Source organism: Campylobacter sp. CFSAN093226 (assembly GCF_012897595.1).
GTDB lineage: Bacteria > Campylobacterota > Campylobacteria > Campylobacterales > Campylobacteraceae > Campylobacter_D > Campylobacter_D jejuni.
On record NZ_CP040608.1, the window covers coordinates 207,072 to 228,675 of the forward strand.

Consider the following 21,604-nt stretch of genomic DNA (forward strand, 5'->3'; position numbering starts at 1 on the left):
AGAGGCTTATTCTTCATCTTTATTTGTTTTTTTAACCACCTTAACACGCTCTATAGAATTCCCATCCATTTTTTTAACTTCATAGTAACAAAGTTCATCTTCAATGCGATCTCCTACCATAGGCAAGCGTCCTAAAAGATTAAATACATAACCACCTATAGTAACTTGTTCTAAATCCTCATCATAGTTTATTACAAGCATTTCTTCAACAGTTTCTATATCGCATCGTCCTTGAAATTCATAGATATTTTCAGCAAGTTTTTTATAGCTGTCTTCTTCATGCTCGCTTTTAATTTCGCCAATAATTTCTTCCATGATATCTTCCATGGTTAAAATTCCAGCAGTTCCACCATACTCATCAACTACTAATGCAGTATGAGAGCGTTCTTTATTCATCATTACAAGTACTTTTGAAATGCTGATATTTTCAGGAACCAAAATCAAAGGTTTAACAAAAGTATCTAAATTTTGACTTTTATGGTTTAATTCATTTTGTATTATATCTCGTATGTGTATCATACCTAAAATAGTATCTTTAGAGCCATCAATATAAGGAAAGCGAGCATGTTTATGCTCACAAATGATTTGCATATTTTCTTCGTAACTTTTTTGTTTATTTAGACAAATCATATCTTTTCTAGGAGTCATAATCTCTTTAGCAACAGTATCTGAAAAATCAACAGCATTGCGTATGATCTCTGTTTCAAATTCATCTAAAACTCCACCTTTTTGACTCTCACTTGCTATGATTTTAATTTCTTCTTCGCTATGAGTTAGCTCGCTTTCTTTAGCAGGTTTTATTCCAAAAAGTTTCAAACTTATAGCTGCTAAAAAATCGAAAATTTTAATACAAGGCAAAAAGAGCATCCAAAACCAATGAAGCGGTCTAGCTATAAATAAAACCGCTTTATCTGCAACTGCAATAGCTATACTTTTTGGCACAAGTTCTCCTAAAACCACATGTAAAAGAGTAATAATGCTAAAAGCAATAATGAAAGCCATAGTATGGATAATAACAGTGCTAAAACCAAGATTAATAAGCGGAATTTCTAGCATTTTTGCAATAGCAGGCTCACCTATCCAACCAAGAGCTAGAGAACTTAAAGTGATTCCTAATTGACAAGCACTAAGATAAGTATCAAGTCTTGAAGTAACCTCCAAAGCTTTCTTGGCACCAGCTTTTTTTTCTTTTACCATCTCTTCAAGCTTGGAACGACGTACTTTAACAATACTAAATTCAGACAAAACAAAAAAACCATTTAAAAACACTAGAGCAAGTGCAACAACAACCATAAGTATAGAATATCCTGCATCAAAAGATGCTGTAGAAGTTTGGTTTAAATCCAAAACCTGACTGGGGTCCAATGAAGCTCCTTAAGAAATAAAATATTATTAAACCTTATTATACACAATTAAAAGTAAATTTAATATTTGAATTTTTTCTTGTATTTTATAAGAAAAAACTAAGACTTATAAGAAATATTTTTCTCAAATTCTTTTAAACGCTTATATATACTTCTAAGTTGAGTGATAGTTGTCCAGTTTGTGATAAAAATACTAAAAGAGCTTCGCACTTGATCAAATGCATTATTAATCTGCATTACAATACCAAGTCCTATAGCTCCAGCAAAAAGCCCTGGTGCCATGATTAAAAATGGCACTATAACTATCATTTGCTCAAATAAAATGAGCCAAATATTAAAATATCCATAATGTAAAAAAAGTCTTTTATAGTTAAATTTAAGCCCTGTAAAAAGCTCTATCATAGTCTCATTTTTAGCGTATTCTTTGCGATTATCCTCAGCATAAACAAGCTCTTTTCTAAAAGCTGCTTCAGCTTTTTGATTGTTATATTCAAGTCCAGGAAGCTTAATACCTACAAACCATGACACAACCAAGCCTCCTAAAGAAATCAAAAGTGCAATATAAACAAGCAAACCATCAATGTTTTTTAAAAAATAAAAAAAAGAATTTTCGCTTAAATTTGCAAATAAAGCTTTACTCACAACATCACTTAAACTCCATAAAATCGGAATAAATGCTACAAGGGTCATCAAAGCTTTTATAAAACTAAGTCCTAAACTCTCTACGATTTTAGAAAAATTATAAGTATCTTCTTGAATTCTTTGCGAACTTCCTTCTATATTATCATCTTTATTTTTCCAAAATTTTAAATAAGAAAAAGTCATAGCCTCACGCCACTTAAAAGCATAGACGCTAGCAAAATAGATATTAATTGTAGCGATTAAAACATAAGGAATAGCAATAGCCAAAAAAACTAAAATCAAAGCATAAAAATCACTTGCTGAATAATTTGGCTTTTCAATCATAGCCCTAGAGTTGAAAAAATATTCTAATAAATTTTGATAATAATACAATGCGCCTTTATTGATAAAATTAGCTTTTTGGAAATTTTGCTCAGCTCTTTGATTAGCCTCTTGGATTAAAGTGGCATTATTTTCAAGATTTTCTTCTATTTTTTGCGTAGAATTAGAATCCAAAAGTTCTATTTTTGGCTTTTGTAAAACATTGTAAAAATCACTATACCATGAATTGATCGCAACATTTAAGCTTGTTTGTATATATAAGAAAAATAACAGTAAAAAAAGTCCCAAATAAGCCCATAAAGCCCATTTTTTACTTTTAAAAAACGAAGAGAACATAATCATCACCTTTAAAATAAAAATTCTAATAAACTTTTTTTAATGAAAAGTTTATTTTTTACCTAAATAGTCTTTAATATTGTAATCAATAGGCATAACAAAACTGATTTTATCACCATTTTTTAACATTTCTTTAGGCGGTTTTGGCAATGGAGAAGCTCTTTTAAATAAACTTAAAGCTTCATCATTGAGCGCTGCATAAGGGCAAGATTTTTTAAGCTCTTTGCTTAAGACATTTCCGCTTTCATCAATGCTTACGCGAATTCTTACAACGCCTTCTTGTTTTTGCATTATCGCTTCTTGAGGATATTTTTTAAATTTAGTCAAATGAGCCATAAGCAAAGCTTGATAGCTTTTAACTTGTTCTTTGGCATTGCCACTTACTATAGTTTGTGTTTTATCTTTATTACTTTGTAGCGGAGCACTGAGCGATTCATTTTTAAATTTTGAATTTTCACTTGCATTAGCTATTTCTTTTTGAGCTTGGTTTTCATCTTGCTTTTCAATCTTTTTTTGAACTTTTAATACAGCATTTTTATCTTGAGAATTAAAACTTATTCTTTCGTCTTGTTTTTTGTTTTTATCTTGAGAATTACTCTTTTTTTGATCAATCGAAACTTCTTTTAATTCCCCGATAGGAAACTCTGATACCATCATAATGGAAGTAAATTCCGCTCCTTGTTTAAAATCAACACCACTTGATTTTTCTTGAGTATAAAAAGAAAAAAGGAAAAACATTAATACTAAAGTATGCAATATCAAACTTAACACAAACCCAAAAATCACACTAGACTTCATACTAATCCATCTTTTTACTTGAAAGAGCTATTTTTCCATAGCCATTCTCTTTTAATTTTTGCATTACTTGCATAATATCTTCATACTTTACACTTTTATCGATATGAAAATAAATAATTTCTTCTTTATTGCCTTTGGTTTTTATATCTAAAGCACTTGAAAGATTTTCTAGGCTTAATTTATCATCATTAATAGCCAAAGTATTATCAGTATTTAAATAAAGTATGATGGGATTTTTAAGCTTATCCTCTGCTTGCTGCGAACTCTTGGGTAATTCTATTTTGATAGAACTTGTGATAAGAGGAGTAACAGCCATAAAAACAATCAATAATACAAGCATAATATCTATAAAAGGAGTTATATTGATCTCACTTAACTCCTCTTCTTTGTGAGCCATTTCAGTTTTTATCATTAAAATAACTCCTATGAAAAAGTATATAGACAAAATTTGCAAGCTCATCTAAATGGTGCATAAGTTTTAAATTTTTTCTTGTAAGATAATTATAAAAAAGCACCGCAGGGATAGCAGCTATCAAGCCAAAAGCTGTAGCAAACAAGGCTTCAGCTATACCAGGCGCAACGACTGCCAAAGAAGCATTGCCAAGATTTGCTATACCTATAAATGCATTCATAATTCCCCAAACTGTTCCAAAAAGCCCTATAAAAGGTGCGCTAGCACCTATGCTCGCAAGCAAACTCAAGCCATTTTTGCTTGCTGTGATTTGCTTTGAGATGGTATTTTGCAAACGCAATTCTATACGCTCTTTTATGTGATCATTTTTATATTCACTTTTTTCAAGCTCATCTTGAATTTCTAAAGATAAAACACCTGCAAAATCTTTTGTCTGATCTAATTCATTGAGATTTTTTAATTCTTTTATCTTTTGTATAGACAAGTCTAGATTTTTTTTCATAAAATAAAATTGCATAAGCTTAGAAATAAAAACTGCCCATGCTAAAATGGAAAATAAAACCAATATATAAATAACACCTTTTACCACCTCATCAGCATTTTGATAAAGACTAGAAAGAGAAAGCTCTATTTTAGGTGCTTCGGTTTCTATCTTAGAAGAATCAAAAGATAAATTTGTATCTGTTGCATTTGCTTCTGCATTTAAATTTAACAATAAAAAAACAAAATAAAAACATTTTTTTAACATTTGTATATTCCTTAATATTTATATTCAAAACTTACTATAAAAGTACGACCGCGAGCAGAATTGCTAAAAAGATAGATAGGATCACCTGCTCCATTATATTGAAGCTGATTATCTAAGGAATTATAAGCATTTAAGGCATCCATGTAGTTTTTATCAAATAAATTTTGCACCTCTGCTCTCATTGTGAGGTTTTTAAACCATTCTATATTCCAATATAAATCTACTATAATAGGAATTTTTGGTAAGTCTTGTGTGGTTGGTTTAGGATAATAAGGATTGTTTGGATCCTTATTCCAATCATCTGTATTTGGATTTACCCTTTTTGCTTTGCCTGTGTATTTTGCTATACCACCAAAGCTTATTTTATCATTTAACCTAAAGCCAAGCTCTACATTTGCATAATCTTTTGGAAGCTCCATGATTTTACTTGCCGAAAAAGAGCCAAGAAGAGGTCCTGAAGTTTGAGAAATAGTCGAACTTGTATCTTGTCTTGAATACATAGCTTTAGCATAAGCAAAACCCAAGTCATAGCTTAATTCTAACTCCACACCCTTAAATATGGTATCATCAGCTGAATTTAAGTGCATATAAAATTGCGAGCTTGGAGGATCTTTACTTGGATCTTCAAGATAAAATTGTTCATTATAAATATAATCTTTTATTTTTGTATGATAATACACGGCTTTAAAACCAAAGCGATCATCATCTTTTAAAAGTCCATGTTTAAAAGAATTAAAACCTATTTGCCAAGTATTGGCTTGTTCTGGTTTTAAGAAAGAATTGATACCATTGCCTTCGTTATTTGAGAAAAACATTTCTTGCACATTAGGGGCTCTATTTGTTCTCGCAAAACTTACAAAGGGTGTAATAAGCTCGTGTATGGCAGCTGAAAGCATGACAGAAGCATTCAGGCGAAGTCCATTTTTATCTATATCTGTCGCCGCTTTTGGAAAACACATAAAATTTACTTCATCGCAAGCAGGTCTGTGTCCTTTGATATTCCAATCTAAAAGATTCACATTAGTATCAAGTGTAAAGATACCATAATTTAGACTATTATCAAGATAATAAGTAAAAAGATTTTGTTTTCCACGAGGCTGAAAAGGTATAGAATTTACTCCTTGAATTGATGTATTTAAGGTATTTTTATAATCATTAAGCAAAATATTTGCTCCAAAGCGTATGTTTAGATTAAATCTATGCCATTCACCCTCTAAAGTATCACTTATATCAAAAGTAGTGGCAGTATTTTTTGCCTTTGTGTTAGCTATGGCATCGTTTGCCGCAAAAGTAGATTTTGATCCATAGGTTTGTATGCCTTGATTGTAGGCAATAAGCGTATTTACATTAAGCCACTCATTAGGGTTGTGCCAAAAATCAAGTTGATAATTGTCATTGTGTATTTTTCTACTGGCAAGTTCGTTTTGATATCTACGATAAGAAAATATAGTGTTTGTAAAAGAATTTGGGACATATTCGAGTTTAAAAAGTTGAGAGTTTGGTTTTTGGGTTAAAAAATCTGGATCAAAAGGAGCGATATTGGTATCAGCTATACCATCTCCATCAGTATCAACCATACTACTACCTATCTTGCCACCCCCGCCTACAGTGTAATTTTGAGTAATTCTCTTTGCGCTATAACCAAAAAGCGCGCCCACATATCCATTATTTTCAAGTTCAGTCTTTCCAGCCACTGCACTCATATAACTTGGTCCGATTCCATTGCTTCCATAAGAAAATCGTCCTAAAAATCCAAAGATATTGCCATCATGTACAATATCATTTATACCTATGGTCTTAAAATTTGCTGATCCCATCAAGGCATTTGCTCCACCTACTCCTTCAAAAGTTCCCCTTGTAACATCAACTCCGATTAAGAAATTTGTATCAATAACAGCTCCAAAAGCTGAAGTTCCCGTTTGTGAATGAAATCTAGCTGGATCATCTGATGCACTACCATAAAAAGTTTGAGTAACACCGTCAATCATGGTATTAACACGCCCAAAACCACTCATACCACGAATATTTACTTGAACTGTGCCTTGAGCTTGATCTGTGTTTGTGTAGGTTCCAGGTATACTACGCACTATAGAATCTATACTTTGTGTATCTGAACCTATACCCTCTCTTGTGCTTGTTGCCCCAGGAGTTACAAAAGGTTTTTCATCGTTTTTGATTTTTGAACCTGAAATTTCAAGACTATCAAATTCTAATTCTTCAGAAAAAGCAAAACTAGCAAAACATAAACCTACAGCACAAAATAAACTTAATTTTTTCATTCCTCCCCCTTATAAATCAAAACATAATCACTGTCTTTTAAATCTATTTCTCCATAGCTTAAATTCACTACAACTATTTTTTTACTGCTTTTAAAATCTTGTATATGTAAAGGAATTCCTATTTTTTTACTTGTATGATAGCTTCCAGCTAGCAATAAAACTTTATTTACATGATGAACCAATACATCAGCCATACGCCTGTCTTTGAATTGTTGAATTTCCACCAATTTATCTAGTAATTCTTTATTTTCTTCAGGATTTAGCTTATGGCTTAAGGATATAATGTCAAAAAGTTGTTTTTTTACTTCATTTGTGGTTGAAACATAACCCTTTAAGGGCTGAGCCCCATTATAAATGCTTGTAATTTCTGAGCGTGAAAGATTTGCACCTAATATTTTTGACTTTGAATAAAAAACCACATTGACAAATTGCTCATAATCTTTCCATTTCCAGACCTTATCCCAATTTAATGCATTAGTAAGTTCATTGGCTTTAATGGTTTTTTTATTTTTAAAAGCTTTATCTAAGTGATTTTGCTCTGTGCTTGCTAACATTTCTAAAGCTACATCAAAGTTTATATTTTGAGAACTTAAATTTCCTTCTAAGGCATTAAAAATCATAACTTGACTTATCTTATGTTTAACCTCATCGTGTTTTTCGCCAAGCAGTATCACATCTGCTTTTAGCAATTCTAAAATCATATCTTCAAAAGAAATCTTTTTTTGAGTATGCGTATCAAGTATATAAAAATCTTTATTTTCTTGAAGTGGAGATGATTTTTGCAAAACAGCACAAGCGCTCAACATAAAGCTTATAAATAGAATGCTTAAAATAGTATAAAATTTCATTATTATTGTTACTTTCTTAGTGGTTTATTTTTGATATTGAATATTAATATTTTATATATAAAAATACTATTAAATATTTATATTAAAATTTAATTATTTATAATTATTATCAAAATTTATTATAATAAAATGAAAATATTTATCAGTTATAAAATTATTAAGTTACTTTATATTTACTTTTTAATATTAATATTTCTTATCAAAATATCTAAAAGGAATTAATGTCTATGAAAAAAATAATTTTATTTTTACTATGCGTTGGCTTTGCTTTTGCTTGCTCTGAACATTCTCATACCGATTTTAAAGATCTTAATAAAACCGAGTATAATTCTCAATTAAAGGATAAAATATGAAAAAAATCTTCTTTATGTTTTTAACAGCTGTTTCATTTTTAGGTGCTAGTGAGCTTAATATTTACTCAGCAAGACATTATAATGCTGATTTTGAAATCATCAAAAAATTCGAAGAAAAAACAGGTATTAAGGTCAATCATACTCAAGCTAAAGCTTCAGAACTTATTAAAAGACTTTCTCTTGAAGGAAGTAATTCTCCTGCTGATATTTTCATCACAGCTGATATTTCAAATCTTACAGAAGCTAAGAATTTAGGACTTTTATCCCCTGTTTCATCAAAATATTTAGAAGAATTTATACCCGCTCATTTAAGAGATAAGGATAAAGAATGGTTTGCGATTACAAAAAGAGCAAGAATTATTGCTTACAACAAAAACACAAATATCGATATTAGCAAAATGAAAAATTATGAAGATTTAGCAAAAGCTGAATTTAAAGGAGAAATTGTTATGAGAAGTGCTACAGCTCCTTATAGCAAAACTCTTTTAGCATCTATTATAGCTAATGACGGAAATAAAGAGGCTAAAGCATGGGCTAAAGGTGTGCTTGAAAATCTTGCGACAAATCCAAAGGGTGGGGATAGAGATCAAGCCAGACAAGTATTTGCAGGCGAAGCTAAATTTGCAGTTATGAATACTTATTATATAGGGCTTTTAAAGAATTCTAAAAATCCAAAAGATGTAGAAGTGGGGAATTCTTTGGGTATTATTTTTCCTAATCAAGACAATAGAGGAACGCATATTAACATTAGCGGTATTGCTATGACAAAATCAAGTAAAAATCAAGATGCGGCTAAAAAATTTATGGAATTTATGTTAAGTCCTGAAATTCAAAAAATTCTTACTGATAGTAATTATGAATTTCCTATAAGAAATGATGTAGAATTAAGCCAAACGGTAAAAGATTTTGGAACTTTCAAAGAAGATCAAATCCCTGTGAGTAAGATAGCAGAAAATATTAAAGAAGCGGTTAAAATTTACGATGAAGTCGGTTTTAGATAATGTATAAAACCTTAAAATACTATAAACTCGGGGCAATTTTACTTGCCCTTTTTCTTGCTTTACCTATTTTTGGTATTTTTGCTGAACTTTTTTATATTTTATTTCAAAATTTTAATACAAGTGATTTAACCCAATTTTCATCTATTAAAGAAAATTTGAGTCATTTTTTTGATTATTTATTTTTAAAATTCATCAAAGATACTTTTATAATTAGCATGGGAGTATTGTGTTTAAGCTTGATTTTGGGTGTGAGTTCTGCTTATTTGATTGCAAATTATGATTTTTATTTCTGTAAAATTTTAGAAAAATTACTCATTTTACCCTTAGCCATACCTGCTTATATTTTAGCCTTTGTTTATGTGGGAATTATGGATTTTCAAGGATTTTTTCACGAAAATTTTGGCTTTAGGATAGATTTTTTCAATCATTATGGTGTTATTTTTGTTTTGGCTATTTCTTTATATCCTTATATTTATTTATTTGCTAAAACAGCTTTTAAAAGTGAAGCTAAAGAGGCTTATGAAGTAGCTAAAATCATGAAATATTCTGAATTTAGAATTTTTACACGCGTGGCACTTTTGAGTGCAAGACCTGCCATTTTTTCTGGAGCTTTATTGGTTTTAATGGAAACTTTGAGTGATTATGGTGCAAGTGCTTATTTGGGAGTGGATACTTTTTCGGCTGGAATTTTTAAACTCTGGTATGATTTGAATGATTCTTATTCTTCTAGTGTTTTATCGGGTATTTTAATGCTTTTTGTATTTTTGATTATGTATGTGGATTATTATTATAAAAATAAACATCATTATAGTTTTAATCAAAATTTAGCTCTTTTTATCAAAAAAAGAAAATTAAATCCTATTAAACAAATTCTATCCTGTATTTATTGTTTTATGATTGCTTTTGTAGGTTTTATTTTACCTTTTATTTGGCTAGTTTATTGGGGGCTAAAAGATCATAAGCTTTTTGAATCGCAATTTTATATTATCAGTTTTCAAACTATAATCTTAGCTTTAATCACTGCTTTAATTACCACTTTTTTAGCTTATTTTTTGATGTTTAGCTCTAGGATAGTTAAAAATCATTTTTTTAATTTATTTATTTTAAAAATAAGTTCTTTGGGTTATTCTATACCTGCTGCTGCTTTAGGGATTAGCATTATAGTGCTTTTTGTATTTTTGGATAAATTTTTTCACATGAGTTTATTGGGAAATTCTTTACTTGTTCTTGTTTTTGCTTATATAATTCGTTTTTTAGCGAGTGCAATTTATTCTTTAGAGGGAGGATATAATAAAATTCATCTAAATATTGATGAAGCAAGTTTAAATTTAAGAACGAGTTATTTTATTTTATTTTTTAAAATTCACACACCTTTAATGAAACATTTTTTATTTTTGGCTTTTATTATTGTTTTTATTGATACGATTAAAGAACTTCCTTTAAGTAGAATTTTAGCGCCTTTTGGCTTTGAAACTTTAAGTGTTAAAGCTTTCTGGTTTGCAAGTGATGAAAGAATTTATGATGCAGCTTTGCCTTCCTTGTTTATCGTTTTTCTTTCTTTAATGGTTGTTGTTTGGATGGATAAAATCACAAGGAAAGATGATGTTAGAAATTAAAAATTTATCTAAAAATTTTGGAAAAATACAAGCTTTAGAAAATATCAATCTTCATGTCAAAGAAGGAGAATTTTTAAGCATTTTAGGAGGTAGTGGAAGCGGAAAAAGCACGCTTTTAAGGATTATTGCTAAGCTTGAACAAGCTAGTTCTTATGATTTGTTTTCTTGCAAAGGTGAAGTGGCTTTGATGTTTCAAAATTATGCTTTATTTCCTCATTTAAATGTTGAGAAAAACATACTTTTTGCACTTTATGATAAAAAAGATAAAAATCAAATTTTAAATCATTTGCTTAAAACTTTTGAAATTGAAGATTTAAGATATAAAAAAATCGATGAAATTTCAGGAGGACAAGCGCAAAGAGTGGCTTTTGCTAGAGCTATGGCAAGAGGATGTAAGCTTTTGCTTTTAGATGAACCTTTTTCTAATTTGGATCAAAATTTAAAACAGGATTTAAGAAGAGAATTGAAAAAAATGATAGAAAATCAAGGCATTACGGCTATTATGGTAACTCATGATATTGAAGATGCTTATTGTATGTCTGATCAAATCGCTTTTTTAGAAAAAGGAAAAATTTTAGCTCATGCAAATCCTAAAGAGCTTTATTTTAAACCTGATTTTAAAAGTGCACAAATTTTACCTGATTTAAATATCATAGAAGAAAAACTTGATTTAGAAGATGAATTTTTTGCTTGGATAGCTTCAAAAAATTATATTTTTGGTTATGCAGAGCTTAAAATAGGAAATCGCTTTGAGGCTAAAATTTTACAAAAAGAATTTTTAGGGGCTTTTTGTAGGCTAAAATTACTTTATAAAAATATAATTTTTTTTATTTTGGTGAGCTCAAGTTATGATTTAGAAGAGAAAATAAGTTTTGATATTATCAATTTTTAGTTTAAATTTGATAAAATCAAAAAAATTTTTGAAGGATAGGAATGAAAAATCTTTTAATCATAGGCGCAGGTGGGGTAAGTCGTGTGGCTACTGTAAAATGCGCAATGAATTCTGATACTTTTAGTAAAATCACTTTAGCTAGTAGAACAAAAAGCAAATGTGATGAAATCGCTGCTTTTATCAAAGAGCGTTTAGGGGTTCAAATTGAAACGGCGCAAATTGATGCTGATGATAGCAATGCAGTTGTAGAACTTATCAAGAAAACAGAAGCACAAATTTTACTCAATGTGGCTTTGCCTTATCAAGATTTGAGTTTAATGGATGCTTGTATAAAAGCAGGGATTGATTATATAGATACGGCAAATTATGAACATCCTGATTTAGCTAAATTTGAATACAAAGAGCAATGGGCGAGAAATGATGAGTTTAAACAAGCAGGAATTTTAGGACTTTTAGGAAGTGGATTTGATCCTGGTGTAACTAATGTTTTTTGTGCTTATGCACAGCAAAATTTATTTGATGAAATTTCTTATATAGATATTTTAGATTGCAATGCAGGTGATCATGGCTATGCTTTTGCGACGAATTTTAACCCTGAAATCAATCTGCGTGAGGTTTCTGCTAAAGGGCGTTATTGGGAAAATGGCAAGTGGATAGAAACGCAGCCTATGGAAATAAAAATGGAGTGGGATTATCCAGAAGTAGGAGTGAAAGATAGCTATTTGCTTTATCATGAAGAACTTGAAAGCTTGGTAAAAAATATCAAAGGTTTAAAAAGAATACGCTTTTTTATGACTTTTGGACAAAGTTATTTAACTCACATGAAATGTCTTGAAAATGTTGGAATGCTAGGGATTAAACCTGTGATACACCAAGGTAAAGAAATCATTCCTATAGAATTTTTAAAAACCTTGCTTCCTGATCCTGCAAGTTTAGGACCACGCACTAAAGGTTATACCAATATAGGTTGCGTGATTCGTGGTAAAAAAGATGGAAAAGACAAACAAGTTTATATTTATAATGTTTGCAATCATGAAGAATGTTACAAAGAAACTGGCGCGCAAGCTGTGAGCTATACTACAGGTGTTCCTGCTATGATAGGTACGAAATTAATCGCTAAAGGAATTTGGCAAGGAAAAGGCGTGTTTAATATGGAAGAATTTGACGCTAAGCCTTTTATGGAAGAGCTGAATTCTCAAGGACTTCCTTGGAAGATTATCGAAATGACTCCAAGCTTAGGAGAGTAAGTGCTAGAGCACTTACTTTTGTCCTATATAAATAAAGTGCTCCACACTGCCTTCAAAATTATACAGATTAATTAATTCATAATCTCCCCAAAATAAAGGTTTAAAAGGTTTAAAATCTTCTTTTAATTCTTCTATGTCTTTAGTAAAGCGTATATATGAAGAACCACTCAATCTACCACTTGGACATCCTTTTACTTCACGCAAGCTATTATCCATAAGTTCTCCTCTTTCATACATACTATAGCCTTTATCGCTCATCATGGTTGCAAATATAATAGCTCCTTCATTGCATAGTTCATAAAATTCTTGCACAGCTTCTTTAAAAGCTTGTTTTGTAAGATAATATAAGCTTTGATTTGCAAATATAAAATCCATTTTTGTATTGAAGAGTTTTTTAAAGCTAGAATTAGGAGATATGATGTGAAAATTTTTAGAATCTAAGCAAGGATCTTTTTCCCAAACTTTTTTTAAACTAGGAACTATATCAATGCCATAAGGCTCTATACCCCCCCCCGGTTATATTTTTAAAATACTTAGAATGCACTCCATTTCCACAACCAAAATCAAGTAATTTTCCACTTGTTTTGCTTAGTTTGTATTTTAAGATTCTCTCGTAAAATCTTATAACATGACCATCAGGATATTGAAGTCCATAACCTTCTTTGTCATATTTTTGAGTATATGCAGATAAAGAATTATCCATTTTTGCCCCTTTTTGTGTAGAATGTTGACTTAATGTCAAAATCCATTCTAGCACAAAAAGGATTAAAGTTATTTTACAGGGTGAAGTTCATTTGCATAAAAGCTAACTGATCCCATGCCTTCTTTTAAAGCCCATTCGTAAGCTTTTGCAACAAATTCCCAGTTAATATGAGCATAGAATTTTTCTAAATAAGCAGGGCGTGTATTGCGATGATCTACATAATAAGCATGTTCCCAAACATCTACAACAAGTAAAGGAACTTTATCTTCAGTAATTGGTGTAGCTGCGTTTGAAGTACCTACAAATTCTAGTTTTTGATTTTTAGTATTATAAACTAACCAAAACCATCCTGAACCAAAAACTCCTGTAGCGCCTTTGATAAATTCAGCTTTGAAATTTTCTAAAGATCCAAATTCTTTTTCTAGTGCCGCTTGTAAATTAGCATCTATACTTTGACATGAACCGCCACAGCCACAGCCTGTACTTGGCTTAATGCAATCAAAATAAAAATCATGATTATAAACTTGAGCTGCGTTATTAAATACGCCCCCATTTGAAGTTTTGATAATACTTACAAGATCTTTACCTGCAAATTCAGTATCTTTAATAAGATTATTTAGATTTGTAACATAAGTATTGTGATGTTTTCCATGATGATAGCTAAAAGTTTCAGCACTCAAAAAATCACCAAAAGCATTGGTATCATAAGGTAATTTTCTTAATTCAAACATAATTTCTCCTTTATTTTTAGTTTGATATTGAAAATATTACCATAATAATATTAAAAAGAGTAAAAATATCTTAAAAGCTTAGTGGGTAAAATTTCTATTTATTTAATCTAAATAAAATAAGATACATTTATAATATATTTTAATAATAATTTAAATATATATAAAAAATTATATTTTTTTGAAATATTTTTACAAAAAATATCTATTTGTTGATTTTTAATAATTACAATTAATTTGCAACTAAAAATTATTCATAAGGAGGAAAATATGAAAAAAGTTGTACTAATCTCAGCATTACTAGGTGCTTTCGCAGCTAATGTTTTTGCAGCTAATACTCCAAGCGATGTAAATCAAACACATACAAAAGCTCATCATTCAAAAGCTAAAGCTGATAAAAAACATGAAGCTAAAACTCACAAAAAAACAAAAGAGCAAACACCAGCTCAATAATGCCCAGCCTTGATATAAGTCTATAATAGACTTATATCAAAAGCTATTCGTATTCTACAAAATAAATTATTAATATTTATTAAATTTCAATAGAAAAAATGAAAAAATTGTTATTTTAAAAGAAAAATTAAAAAGTGGTGACCCATACGAGACTCGAACTCGTGTTACCGCCGTGAAAGGGCGATGTCCTAACCGCTAGACGAATGGGCCACTTTTAAGGAGTAAAAAATAAAAATGAAATTGAATTATATATATTTATTTCTTAAAATTTAATTAAATATATCAAAATTATGTGATTTTTATCTTTGTTTGATTATAATTTCATCTTCAATTTTTTATAAAATTTTAGGATTTGTTATGGATTTTTATAGTCTTATTTTTTTATCCTGTGCTTTAGGAATGGATGCTTTTGCTGTATCACTATGCAAAGGTTTTAGTGTTAAAAAACTACATTTAAAACATTATCTTATTGTTGGAATTTATTTTGGTGGATTTCAAGCTTTGATGCCAACTATTGGTTATTTTATAGGCATAACTTTTGCATCTTTTATTGCGAGTATTGATCATTGGATAGCTTTTATTTTACTTTCTTTAATAGGATTAAAAATGATCAAAGAGTCATTGGAAAATGAAAATTGCGATAGTAATGCCAATCAATTTGGCTTTAAAACCATGCTAGCTTTAGCAATTGCTACGAGTATCGATGCACTAGCAGTTGGTGTGAGTTTTGCATTTTTAAATGTAAATTTATTATTAGCTATATTTTTAATAGGTATTATCACCTTCATTTTATGTATCATTGCTCTAAAAATAGGGAATAAATTTGGAATTTATCTTAAAAATAAAGCTGAACTTTTAGGCGGATTGGTTTTAATTATACTAGGAGTAAAAATTCTAATAGAACATTTATTTTTCGATTGAAAATTTCATTCTTAAAGTAGCTAAAGCTTTATCAAATTCCAAGGCTTTACTTTGAAATTTTTTATTAAAAGTTCTTTGTCTTTTGGCAAGTTGTGTAGTATGTATCGTGATTAAATTTTCAAGCTCTTTAAAGGAAATTTCTCCATCTAAATATTCTTTACACTCTTTCAAACCTATAGAATTTAATGCTTTAAGTTTATGATCAAATTTAGAAAAAAGAATTTTTGCTTCATCTAAAAGTCCATTATCAAGCATTTCTTTTGTTCTAGTTTTAATACGTTTTTTTAAAATTTCTTTATCCCACGCAAGCTCATAAATTTCTATATCTTTAAGCACCCCAGTTTTTTGTGTTCTTTTTAAAAATTCACTAGGAATTTCTCTTGTTTGTTCATAAATACCCAGCCATTTTTTTAATCTATAAGTATCATTTTTTTCTATTTTATAGTTTGGATCAATATTTAATAAAAGAGCATAAATTTCATCGTTATTTAAAGAACTCTTTGACTCTAAGGTTTTTTCACTTAAACCATCTATCATAGTTTTTAAATAAAATCCAGTTCCACCTACTATAATTAGAGGTAAATTTCTAGCTAAAGCAAATTCTTTTGCTTTTTGATATTCTCTTATGAATAACTCAACATTAAAATGTTCATTCACGCTCAATAAATTTACCCCAAAGTATTTTATACTCGCAAGATCATCTTGTGAAGGCTTGGCACTTGCTATATTAATCTCTTTATAAACACAAAGACTATCAAGACTTAAAACAACAGCATTAAATTCTCTTGCTAAAGTATTGGCTATGTATGTTTTTCCACTCGCGGTTGTTCCTATTAATGCTATTTCAAAAAACATTTTAATATTTATCCTAAAATTTATAAAAATTTTAGTAAAATCATAGCAAAAAATATTTTAAAGTAGAAAAATGAACACATTCTGGATAAAATTTAAAGATATTTTAGAACTTGTAGTATTTAAGCATTCTATTTTTGCTTTGCCTTTTTTATTTTCCTCTATGATTGTAGCATCAAAACTTGCAAATGACACTGCTTGGTTTGGTTTTAAGGCGTTGATTTTAGGCATTATTTGTGCAGTAAGTGCAAGAAATTTTGCCATGGCTACAAATCGTTTAATGGATGAAGATATAGATAAGGATAATCCTCGTTGTGCAAATCGCCCTAATGTCAGTGGAAAAATAGGTAGAAAAAGCGTATGGATTTTTATCATTATTAATGCACTTATTTTTATATCATGTTCTTATTTTATTAATACCTTGGCCTTTTATTTGTCTTTTCCTGTGCTTTTGGTATTGGCTATTTATTCAGCTTTTAAGCGCTTTAGTTCTTTAGCACATTTAGTTTTAGGATTTTGTTTAGGACTTGCGCCTATTGCAGGAAGTGTTATAATTATGGGTGAAATTCACATTTATAGCGTTATTTTATGTTTAGGTGTAACTTTTTGGACAGCTGGGTTTGATCTGCTTTATTCTTTACAAGATATGGAGTATGATAAAAAAATAGGACTTCACTCTATTCCTGCTAAATTTGGTTCAAAGGCTACTTTATTTATATCATCTTTTTGCCATATTTTAGCGGTATTATTTTGGCTTCTTTTTGTGTGGGAAGTTTGGGGTGTAGCACTTGGAAAAATAGCACTTATTGGGGTAATTATAAGCGGTATTATTTTAGCCTTGGAACATAAAATTGTTCATAAGAATTTTGCTCATATTGATAGAGCATTTTTTACTCTAAATGGTTATTTAAGTATTATCTTTTTTATTTTTATTTGGATTGATTTATTATGGAATTAGCACTTTTTAAAGCAGGATTTGAAGCTCATTTAGAATGTTGTGAAATAGAAAATAACCGTTTTCTTGGAGAATACCTAAAACTTGGAGCAATTTCTCAAATTTTAAAATGGAAAAAACTTGCTTTACGCATTGATTTTGACGAGGGTGAAAAAATTATTTTTGATCTTCTTTTAAGTCTAAAAGAAGATATTTTAAGACTTGAAAATTCTTTAGATAAAAATAAAGAACTTATACCACTTAAGCAAAAAGGGGTAATAGAATCTTTAAATTTTGAGTATCTAAATTTTTTGGATACTATTTTAGAAGAAGATAAAGAATATTATTTAAGATTTGATTTAAATAATCAAAAAATAGCTATTTTTATCAAAGCTCAAAGTCAAACATTGGCAAAAATTATCAAAATTAAGCCTGAAGACAAAATGGCTTTTGATGCTTTTGTTGTTGAAATCCAAAGAAATATGATAAGAAATAAGAAAGGCCAAGAATGAGTGATGATGTACTTTATTTAGTTTTTATAATTGTGCTTTTAATTGCAATGCTAGCCTACATGAATATCAAAGAAAGAGAAAATAATGCAAAAATAGCAAAACTTCAAAATGTGATAGAAGATATTACCAAAGAACTTCATTATTTTCGTAAAGAATTAGGAGTTAAAGATGATAGCGAAGAGGATGAAGACTATAAAACCTCTCTTTTAAAAGAAGAAATTATGATTGAACTTGATAAACAAATCAGTTCAAAAATCACTCCTGTTTTAAGAACACTAAAAACTATGGAACATATCATAGAAGATTTTCAAAATGAACAACAAAATCGTCTTTTAAATTTGGAACAAAAAGCACAAAGCATGGCTAAACTTACACCAAATTACGATACAGAAGAACAAAAAATAGAAAATCTTTTCAAAGAAGGAAAAAGCATAGAACAAATCGCTAAAGATTTACGCATTGGCACTGGAAATGTAGAACTTGTCTTAAAATTTAAGAAATTAATAAAATAGAATGGAAAATAAATGCTTATAGATCAATTCGGTAGAAAGATAAATTATCTTAGAATTTCAGTTACACAAAGATGTAACTTTCGCTGCCTTTATTGTATGCCAAAAATTCCTTTCGATTATCAGCCAAAAGAAAATTTATTAAGCTTTGAAGAACTTTTTTTATTTGTTAAAGCAGCTATAGACGAAGGAATTGAAAAAATCCGTATAACAGGTGGGGAACCTTTATTAAGAAAAGATTTAAGTATTTTTATAAAAATGATTAGCGATTATAAAAGCGATATTGACCTTGCTATAACTACAAATGGATTTTTACTAAAAGACTTTGCTAAAGACCTAAAAAATGCTGGACTTAAACGACTTAATATTTCACTTGATACCCTAGATCACAAAAAAGCAAAAACTCTTGCGCAAAAAGATGTATTAGATAGTGTTTTATCTGGAATTGATGAAGCTTTAAATCTAGATTTGAAAGTAAAACTTAATACTGTAGCTCTTAAAAATTTAAACGATGATGAACTGATATCTCTTTTGGAATTTGCAAAATCAAAAAAAGCTCAAATTCGCTTTATAGAATTTATGGAAAATACTCATGCTTATGGTAAATTACAAGGATTAAAAAGAGATGAAATTATACAAATTTTGAGTCAAAAATATCAAATTCAACTTATAAAAAAAGATGAAAAAGCACCTGTGAGTATTTACAAGGCAGATGATTATGAATTTGGAATTATAGATCCTCATAGCCATGAATTTTGCGATTCTTGCAATCGCATACGCTTAAGTGCTGAAGGCTTGTTAATACCTTGCCTTTATTTTGATGAAGCATTAAGCATAAAAGAAGCGGTTCGAAAAGGTGATATTAAAGCCGCTGTAGAAATATTACAAGAAGTATTAAGAAATAAACCAGAAAAAAATAAATGGAGTGTTGTTGATAATGAAACCTCATCTCGTGCTTTTTATCAAACTGGAGGTTAATTTTGCAACTTGTTGAAAGTTTCTTAAGCATTCAAGGAGAAGGCAAATATAATGGAAAATTAGCTATTTTTATGCGTTTTGCTGGTTGCAATTTCAACTGTTTAGGTTTTAATGTAAAAATATCAAAAAACGATAAAACTCTCATTGGATGTGACACGATAAGAGCTGTTTTCACAAAAGATTTTAAAGAAAGTTATGAAACTTTAAATGCTAATGAACTTTTAAAAAGAGTGATAAAATTAAAAAAAGACTTTGATCCTATAGTTGTTATCACAGGTGGAGAGCCATTAATCCATTATGAAAATCCTGAATTTATAGAATTTATCCAAATGTTATTAAAAAATAAATTCGAAATACACTTTGAAAGCAATGGAAGCATAGAAATTGATTTTGATAGATATCCTTTTTACAAAGAATGTATTTTTGCTTTAAGCGTTAAACTCCAAAATAGTGGGATAAAAAAAGATAAACGATTAAATTTTAAAGCTTTAAAAGCATTTAAAAATTACGCAAAAGATAGTTTTTATAAATTTGTTTTAGATGCCAATACTCTTGATAATTCATTTTTAGAAATCAATGAAATTCTAAAAGAAGCTCCAAATCAAATTTTTTGTATGCCTATGGGTGAAAATGAGCAAAACCTTAAAAAAAATGCTCAAAAAATTGCTGAATTTTGTATTAAGAATGGTTATAATTATTCTGATAGAATTCATATTCGTCTTTGGAACGATAAAGAGGGTGTATGATTATAAGAAAATTATTTGAATTTGAAAACGCACACATTGTTAGATTTTGTTCTTCTAAGCGTTGCAAAAGTAGCATTCATGGACATTCTTACAAAGTTGAAGTTTTACTTGAAAGCAAATATTTAGATAATGCTGGAATGGTCTATGATTTTGGACTTTTAAAAACCTATATACGCCAAATTATTGATAGTTTTGATCATGCTATCACTCTTTTTAAATATGATGACGCAAAATATTTAGAAGAAATGAAAAAATATTCAAGTCGTTGGATTTGCCTGCCTGTTAATGTAAGTGCTGAAAATTTTTGTCGTGTATTTTTCATACTTATAGATGCTTTATTAAAACAAACAAAAATGGTAAATGGAGAACAAGGAGTGACTTTACAAAGCATCATTGTTCATGAAACAAGAACAGGCTATGCACAAGGTTTTAGAGAAGATGCCTATAGTGAGCTAATGCCAAAAATTTCACTTCAAGACATAGAATTTTCCAATGGCATTAAAGCAGAATGGAATGATATAGATTTTTATAACAAATTAAAAAATGAAGAAATTTTTATAAATCCAAAGGAGATTTAATGCAAAAAGCTAAAATTTTAATTGCCTTAAGTTTTTTTTTATTAGTTTTATCTGCCTGTTCTAATGATGAAAAAAATATTTCCAAGACTCAAAATACAGATCAAGAAGTAGTCCAAATAGAACAAAACGATGAAAAAACAGAATTAAGTGACTCCAACCTGCCTTTACCTGTAGATGATGAAGCACAAAGTTCAAATGATGAACATGAAGTCAATCCTAGTATTATCAACTCTTTATATAAACAAAAATGCGCCACTTGTCATGGAGAAAAAGGGGAATTAAAACCTAAAAACAGCACGGCCATTAAAACCTTGAGCAATAAAATTTTTATACAAAAAATAAAAACGATAAAAGATAAAAACCATAGTTTTTTAAGTGATGAACAAATTCAAAATTTAGCTGATTTTATAAACAAAGGAAAATAATGGATCAAAGTTACGAATTCTTTTTAGCTTTACATCTTTATAGTCTTTATGCGAGCGGTTTTTTAATGCTTTTTTATCTTATACTAACACAAGGAAATTTTAAAACCGAATTCATTTTTATTCGCAGAATACGATTATTTTTACCAATTTATTATTTATTTTTAGCTTTGATTATTTTTACAGGTTGTTTGTTATCAGCAATGAAACAATTTCAAATGAATGTCAATATCTGGGTAATGATTTTTTCTTGGATCTTAATTTTTGCCTTAGCAATTTTTCACTTTGTTTGTTTTAAAAAAGCAAGAAGATTTAGAAAATATGCCACTTTTAGATGGATTAGTTGTTTGATTTTACCTTTTGAAATTTTTTTATTGTTTTTGCCTTTTTTAATAGAAAGATATCTATAAA

26 protein-coding genes and 1 tRNA gene are annotated in these 21,604 nt (G+C 29.2%); 15 read left to right on the forward strand and 12 right to left on the reverse strand.

The window, feature by feature from the left end:
• Nucleotides 1-6: 6 nt before the first annotated feature.
• From FBF02_RS01070 to FBF02_RS01100, 7 genes are all read right to left on the reverse strand, one after another.
• Entirely contained in the window at nucleotides 7-1,365 is a 1,359-nt protein-coding gene (locus FBF02_RS01070; RefSeq protein WP_168940564.1) for a hemolysin family protein, read from the reverse strand.
• A gap of 98 nt (nucleotides 1,366-1,463) precedes the next feature.
• A complete protein-coding gene (locus FBF02_RS01075; RefSeq protein ID WP_010891843.1) occupies nucleotides 1,464-2,669 on the reverse strand; it encodes a putative transporter in 1,206 nt (401 codons plus the stop codon).
• A 45-nt stretch (nucleotides 2,670-2,714) separates the two neighbouring features.
• Nucleotides 2,715-3,461 (reverse strand): energy transducer TonB, encoded by a 747-nt coding sequence (locus tag FBF02_RS01080; RefSeq protein ID WP_002851961.1) that lies wholly within the window; start codon nucleotides 3,459-3,461, stop codon nucleotides 2,715-2,717.
• 1 nt (nucleotide 3,462) lies between these two features.
• Nucleotides 3,463-3,873 carry a biopolymer transporter ExbD gene (locus FBF02_RS01085; protein ID WP_002851714.1) on the reverse strand — a complete coding sequence of 137 codons (411 nt, stop codon included), beginning with the start codon at nucleotides 3,871-3,873 and terminating at the stop codon, nucleotides 3,463-3,465.
• Nucleotides 3,860-4,621: a MotA/TolQ/ExbB proton channel family protein gene (locus FBF02_RS01090; RefSeq protein WP_002857636.1), complete on the reverse strand. Its 762-nt coding sequence runs from the start codon at nucleotides 4,619-4,621 to the stop codon at nucleotides 3,860-3,862. The genes FBF02_RS01085 and FBF02_RS01090 overlap by 14 nt, the downstream gene beginning before the upstream one ends.
• Nucleotides 4,622-4,632: 11 nt before the next feature.
• Nucleotides 4,633-6,900, reverse strand: coding sequence for a TonB-dependent receptor (locus tag FBF02_RS01095; protein ID WP_021034175.1), 2,268 nt, complete (start codon nucleotides 6,898-6,900; stop codon nucleotides 4,633-4,635).
• Nucleotides 6,897-7,748: a ChaN family lipoprotein gene (locus tag FBF02_RS01100; protein WP_002851704.1), complete on the reverse strand. Its 852-nt coding sequence runs from the start codon at nucleotides 7,746-7,748 to the stop codon at nucleotides 6,897-6,899. The genes FBF02_RS01095 and FBF02_RS01100 overlap by 4 nt, the downstream gene beginning before the upstream one ends.
• A 221-nt stretch (nucleotides 7,749-7,969) precedes the next feature.
• Between FBF02_RS01100 and FBF02_RS01105 the strand changes: the two genes are divergently transcribed.
• Genes FBF02_RS01105 through FBF02_RS01125 form a run of 5 tightly spaced genes read left to right on the forward strand, consistent with a single transcriptional unit; the run spans nucleotide 7,970 to nucleotide 12,857 of the window.
• Nucleotides 7,970-8,101 carry a lipoprotein gene (locus FBF02_RS01105; protein ID WP_002859376.1) on the forward strand — a complete coding sequence of 44 codons (132 nt, stop codon included), beginning with the start codon at nucleotides 7,970-7,972 and terminating at the stop codon, nucleotides 8,099-8,101.
• Nucleotides 8,098-9,102: a Fe(3+) ABC transporter substrate-binding protein gene (locus tag FBF02_RS01110; protein WP_002857563.1), complete on the forward strand. Its 1,005-nt coding sequence runs from the start codon at nucleotides 8,098-8,100 to the stop codon at nucleotides 9,100-9,102. The genes FBF02_RS01105 and FBF02_RS01110 overlap by 4 nt, the downstream gene beginning before the upstream one ends.
• Nucleotides 9,102-10,718, forward strand: a complete 1,617-nt coding sequence (locus tag FBF02_RS01115; protein ID WP_002852018.1) for an iron ABC transporter permease — start codon at nucleotides 9,102-9,104, stop codon at nucleotides 10,716-10,718. The genes FBF02_RS01110 and FBF02_RS01115 overlap by 1 nt, the downstream gene beginning before the upstream one ends.
• Complete coding sequence (locus FBF02_RS01120) at nucleotides 10,702-11,610, forward strand: ABC transporter ATP-binding protein (RefSeq protein WP_010891842.1); 909 nt, start codon at nucleotides 10,702-10,704, stop codon at nucleotides 11,608-11,610. The genes FBF02_RS01115 and FBF02_RS01120 overlap by 17 nt, the downstream gene beginning before the upstream one ends.
• 41 nt (nucleotides 11,611-11,651) lie before the next feature.
• Entirely contained in the window at nucleotides 11,652-12,857 is a 1,206-nt protein-coding gene (locus FBF02_RS01125; RefSeq protein WP_002852026.1) for a saccharopine dehydrogenase family protein, read from the forward strand.
• A gap of 12 nt (nucleotides 12,858-12,869) precedes the next feature.
• Here the strand turns inward: FBF02_RS01125 and FBF02_RS09010 are convergent, their stop codons facing one another.
• From FBF02_RS09010 to sodB, 3 genes are all read right to left on the reverse strand, one after another.
• A complete protein-coding gene (locus FBF02_RS09010) occupies nucleotides 12,870-13,232 on the reverse strand; it encodes a hypothetical protein (RefSeq protein ID WP_002851711.1) in 363 nt (120 codons plus the stop codon).
• Between the two features lie 109 nt (nucleotides 13,233-13,341).
• Nucleotides 13,342-13,560, reverse strand: coding sequence for a hypothetical protein (locus FBF02_RS09015; protein WP_002857297.1), 219 nt, complete (start codon nucleotides 13,558-13,560; stop codon nucleotides 13,342-13,344).
• Nucleotides 13,561-13,628: 68 nt separating this feature from the next.
• Nucleotides 13,629-14,291 (reverse strand): superoxide dismutase [Fe], encoded by a 663-nt coding sequence (gene sodB, locus FBF02_RS01135; RefSeq protein ID WP_002858676.1) that lies wholly within the window; start codon nucleotides 14,289-14,291, stop codon nucleotides 13,629-13,631.
• Between the two features lie 267 nt (nucleotides 14,292-14,558).
• Here sodB and FBF02_RS01140 point away from each other — a divergent pair, with 267 nt between their 5' ends.
• Nucleotides 14,559-14,741 carry a hypothetical protein gene (locus tag FBF02_RS01140; protein ID WP_002851904.1) on the forward strand — a complete coding sequence of 61 codons (183 nt, stop codon included), beginning with the start codon at nucleotides 14,559-14,561 and terminating at the stop codon, nucleotides 14,739-14,741.
• Nucleotides 14,742-14,876: 135 nt separating this feature from the next.
• On the opposite strand, the gene FBF02_RS01145 is transcribed toward FBF02_RS01140, so the two are convergent.
• Nucleotides 14,877-14,951 (reverse strand) — tRNA-Glu (locus FBF02_RS01145).
• Nucleotides 14,952-15,098: 147 nt separating this feature from the next.
• Between FBF02_RS01145 and FBF02_RS01150 the strand changes: the two genes are divergently transcribed.
• Complete coding sequence (locus FBF02_RS01150) at nucleotides 15,099-15,662, forward strand: manganese efflux pump MntP family protein (protein ID WP_002851996.1); 564 nt, start codon at nucleotides 15,099-15,101, stop codon at nucleotides 15,660-15,662.
• On the opposite strand, the gene miaA is transcribed toward FBF02_RS01150, so the two are convergent.
• Nucleotides 15,648-16,517, reverse strand: a complete 870-nt coding sequence (gene miaA / locus FBF02_RS01155; protein ID WP_002851982.1) for a tRNA (adenosine(37)-N6)-dimethylallyltransferase MiaA — start codon at nucleotides 16,515-16,517, stop codon at nucleotides 15,648-15,650. The genes FBF02_RS01150 and miaA overlap by 15 nt on opposite strands.
• Before the next feature lie 70 nt (nucleotides 16,518-16,587).
• Between miaA and mqnP the strand changes: the two genes are divergently transcribed.
• From mqnP to FBF02_RS01195, 8 genes are read left to right on the forward strand one after another with little or no spacing between them, the layout of a single operon-like run.
• Nucleotides 16,588-17,472: a menaquinone biosynthesis prenyltransferase MqnP gene (gene mqnP / locus FBF02_RS01160; protein WP_002851905.1), complete on the forward strand. Its 885-nt coding sequence runs from the start codon at nucleotides 16,588-16,590 to the stop codon at nucleotides 17,470-17,472.
• The gene (locus FBF02_RS01165; RefSeq protein ID WP_002851641.1) at nucleotides 17,463-17,960 is read left to right on the forward strand and encodes a hypothetical protein; all 498 of its coding nucleotides are present in this window, start codon (nucleotides 17,463-17,465) and stop codon (nucleotides 17,958-17,960) included. Before mqnP ends, FBF02_RS01165 begins: the two co-directional genes overlap by 10 nt.
• A complete protein-coding gene (locus FBF02_RS01170; RefSeq protein ID WP_002851715.1) occupies nucleotides 17,957-18,472 on the forward strand; it encodes a hypothetical protein in 516 nt (171 codons plus the stop codon). The genes FBF02_RS01165 and FBF02_RS01170 overlap by 4 nt, the downstream gene beginning before the upstream one ends.
• A 12-nt stretch (nucleotides 18,473-18,484) precedes the next feature.
• Nucleotides 18,485-19,447, forward strand: a complete 963-nt coding sequence (gene moaA / locus FBF02_RS01175; RefSeq protein WP_002868437.1) for a GTP 3',8-cyclase MoaA — start codon at nucleotides 18,485-18,487, stop codon at nucleotides 19,445-19,447.
• A 2-nt stretch (nucleotides 19,448-19,449) separates the two neighbouring features.
• A complete protein-coding gene (locus FBF02_RS01180) occupies nucleotides 19,450-20,193 on the forward strand; it encodes a 7-carboxy-7-deazaguanine synthase QueE (RefSeq protein WP_002851883.1) in 744 nt (247 codons plus the stop codon).
• Nucleotides 20,190-20,771, forward strand: a complete 582-nt coding sequence (locus FBF02_RS01185) for a 6-carboxytetrahydropterin synthase (RefSeq protein WP_002858675.1) — start codon at nucleotides 20,190-20,192, stop codon at nucleotides 20,769-20,771. The genes FBF02_RS01180 and FBF02_RS01185 overlap by 4 nt, the downstream gene beginning before the upstream one ends.
• Complete coding sequence (locus FBF02_RS01190; RefSeq protein WP_002851842.1) at nucleotides 20,771-21,196, forward strand: cytochrome c; 426 nt, start codon at nucleotides 20,771-20,773, stop codon at nucleotides 21,194-21,196. Before FBF02_RS01185 ends, FBF02_RS01190 begins: the two co-directional genes overlap by 1 nt.
• Entirely contained in the window at nucleotides 21,196-21,603 is a 408-nt protein-coding gene (locus FBF02_RS01195) for a membrane protein (protein WP_002851635.1), read from the forward strand. The genes FBF02_RS01190 and FBF02_RS01195 overlap by 1 nt, the downstream gene beginning before the upstream one ends.
• Nucleotide 21,604: the final 1 nt, after the last annotated feature.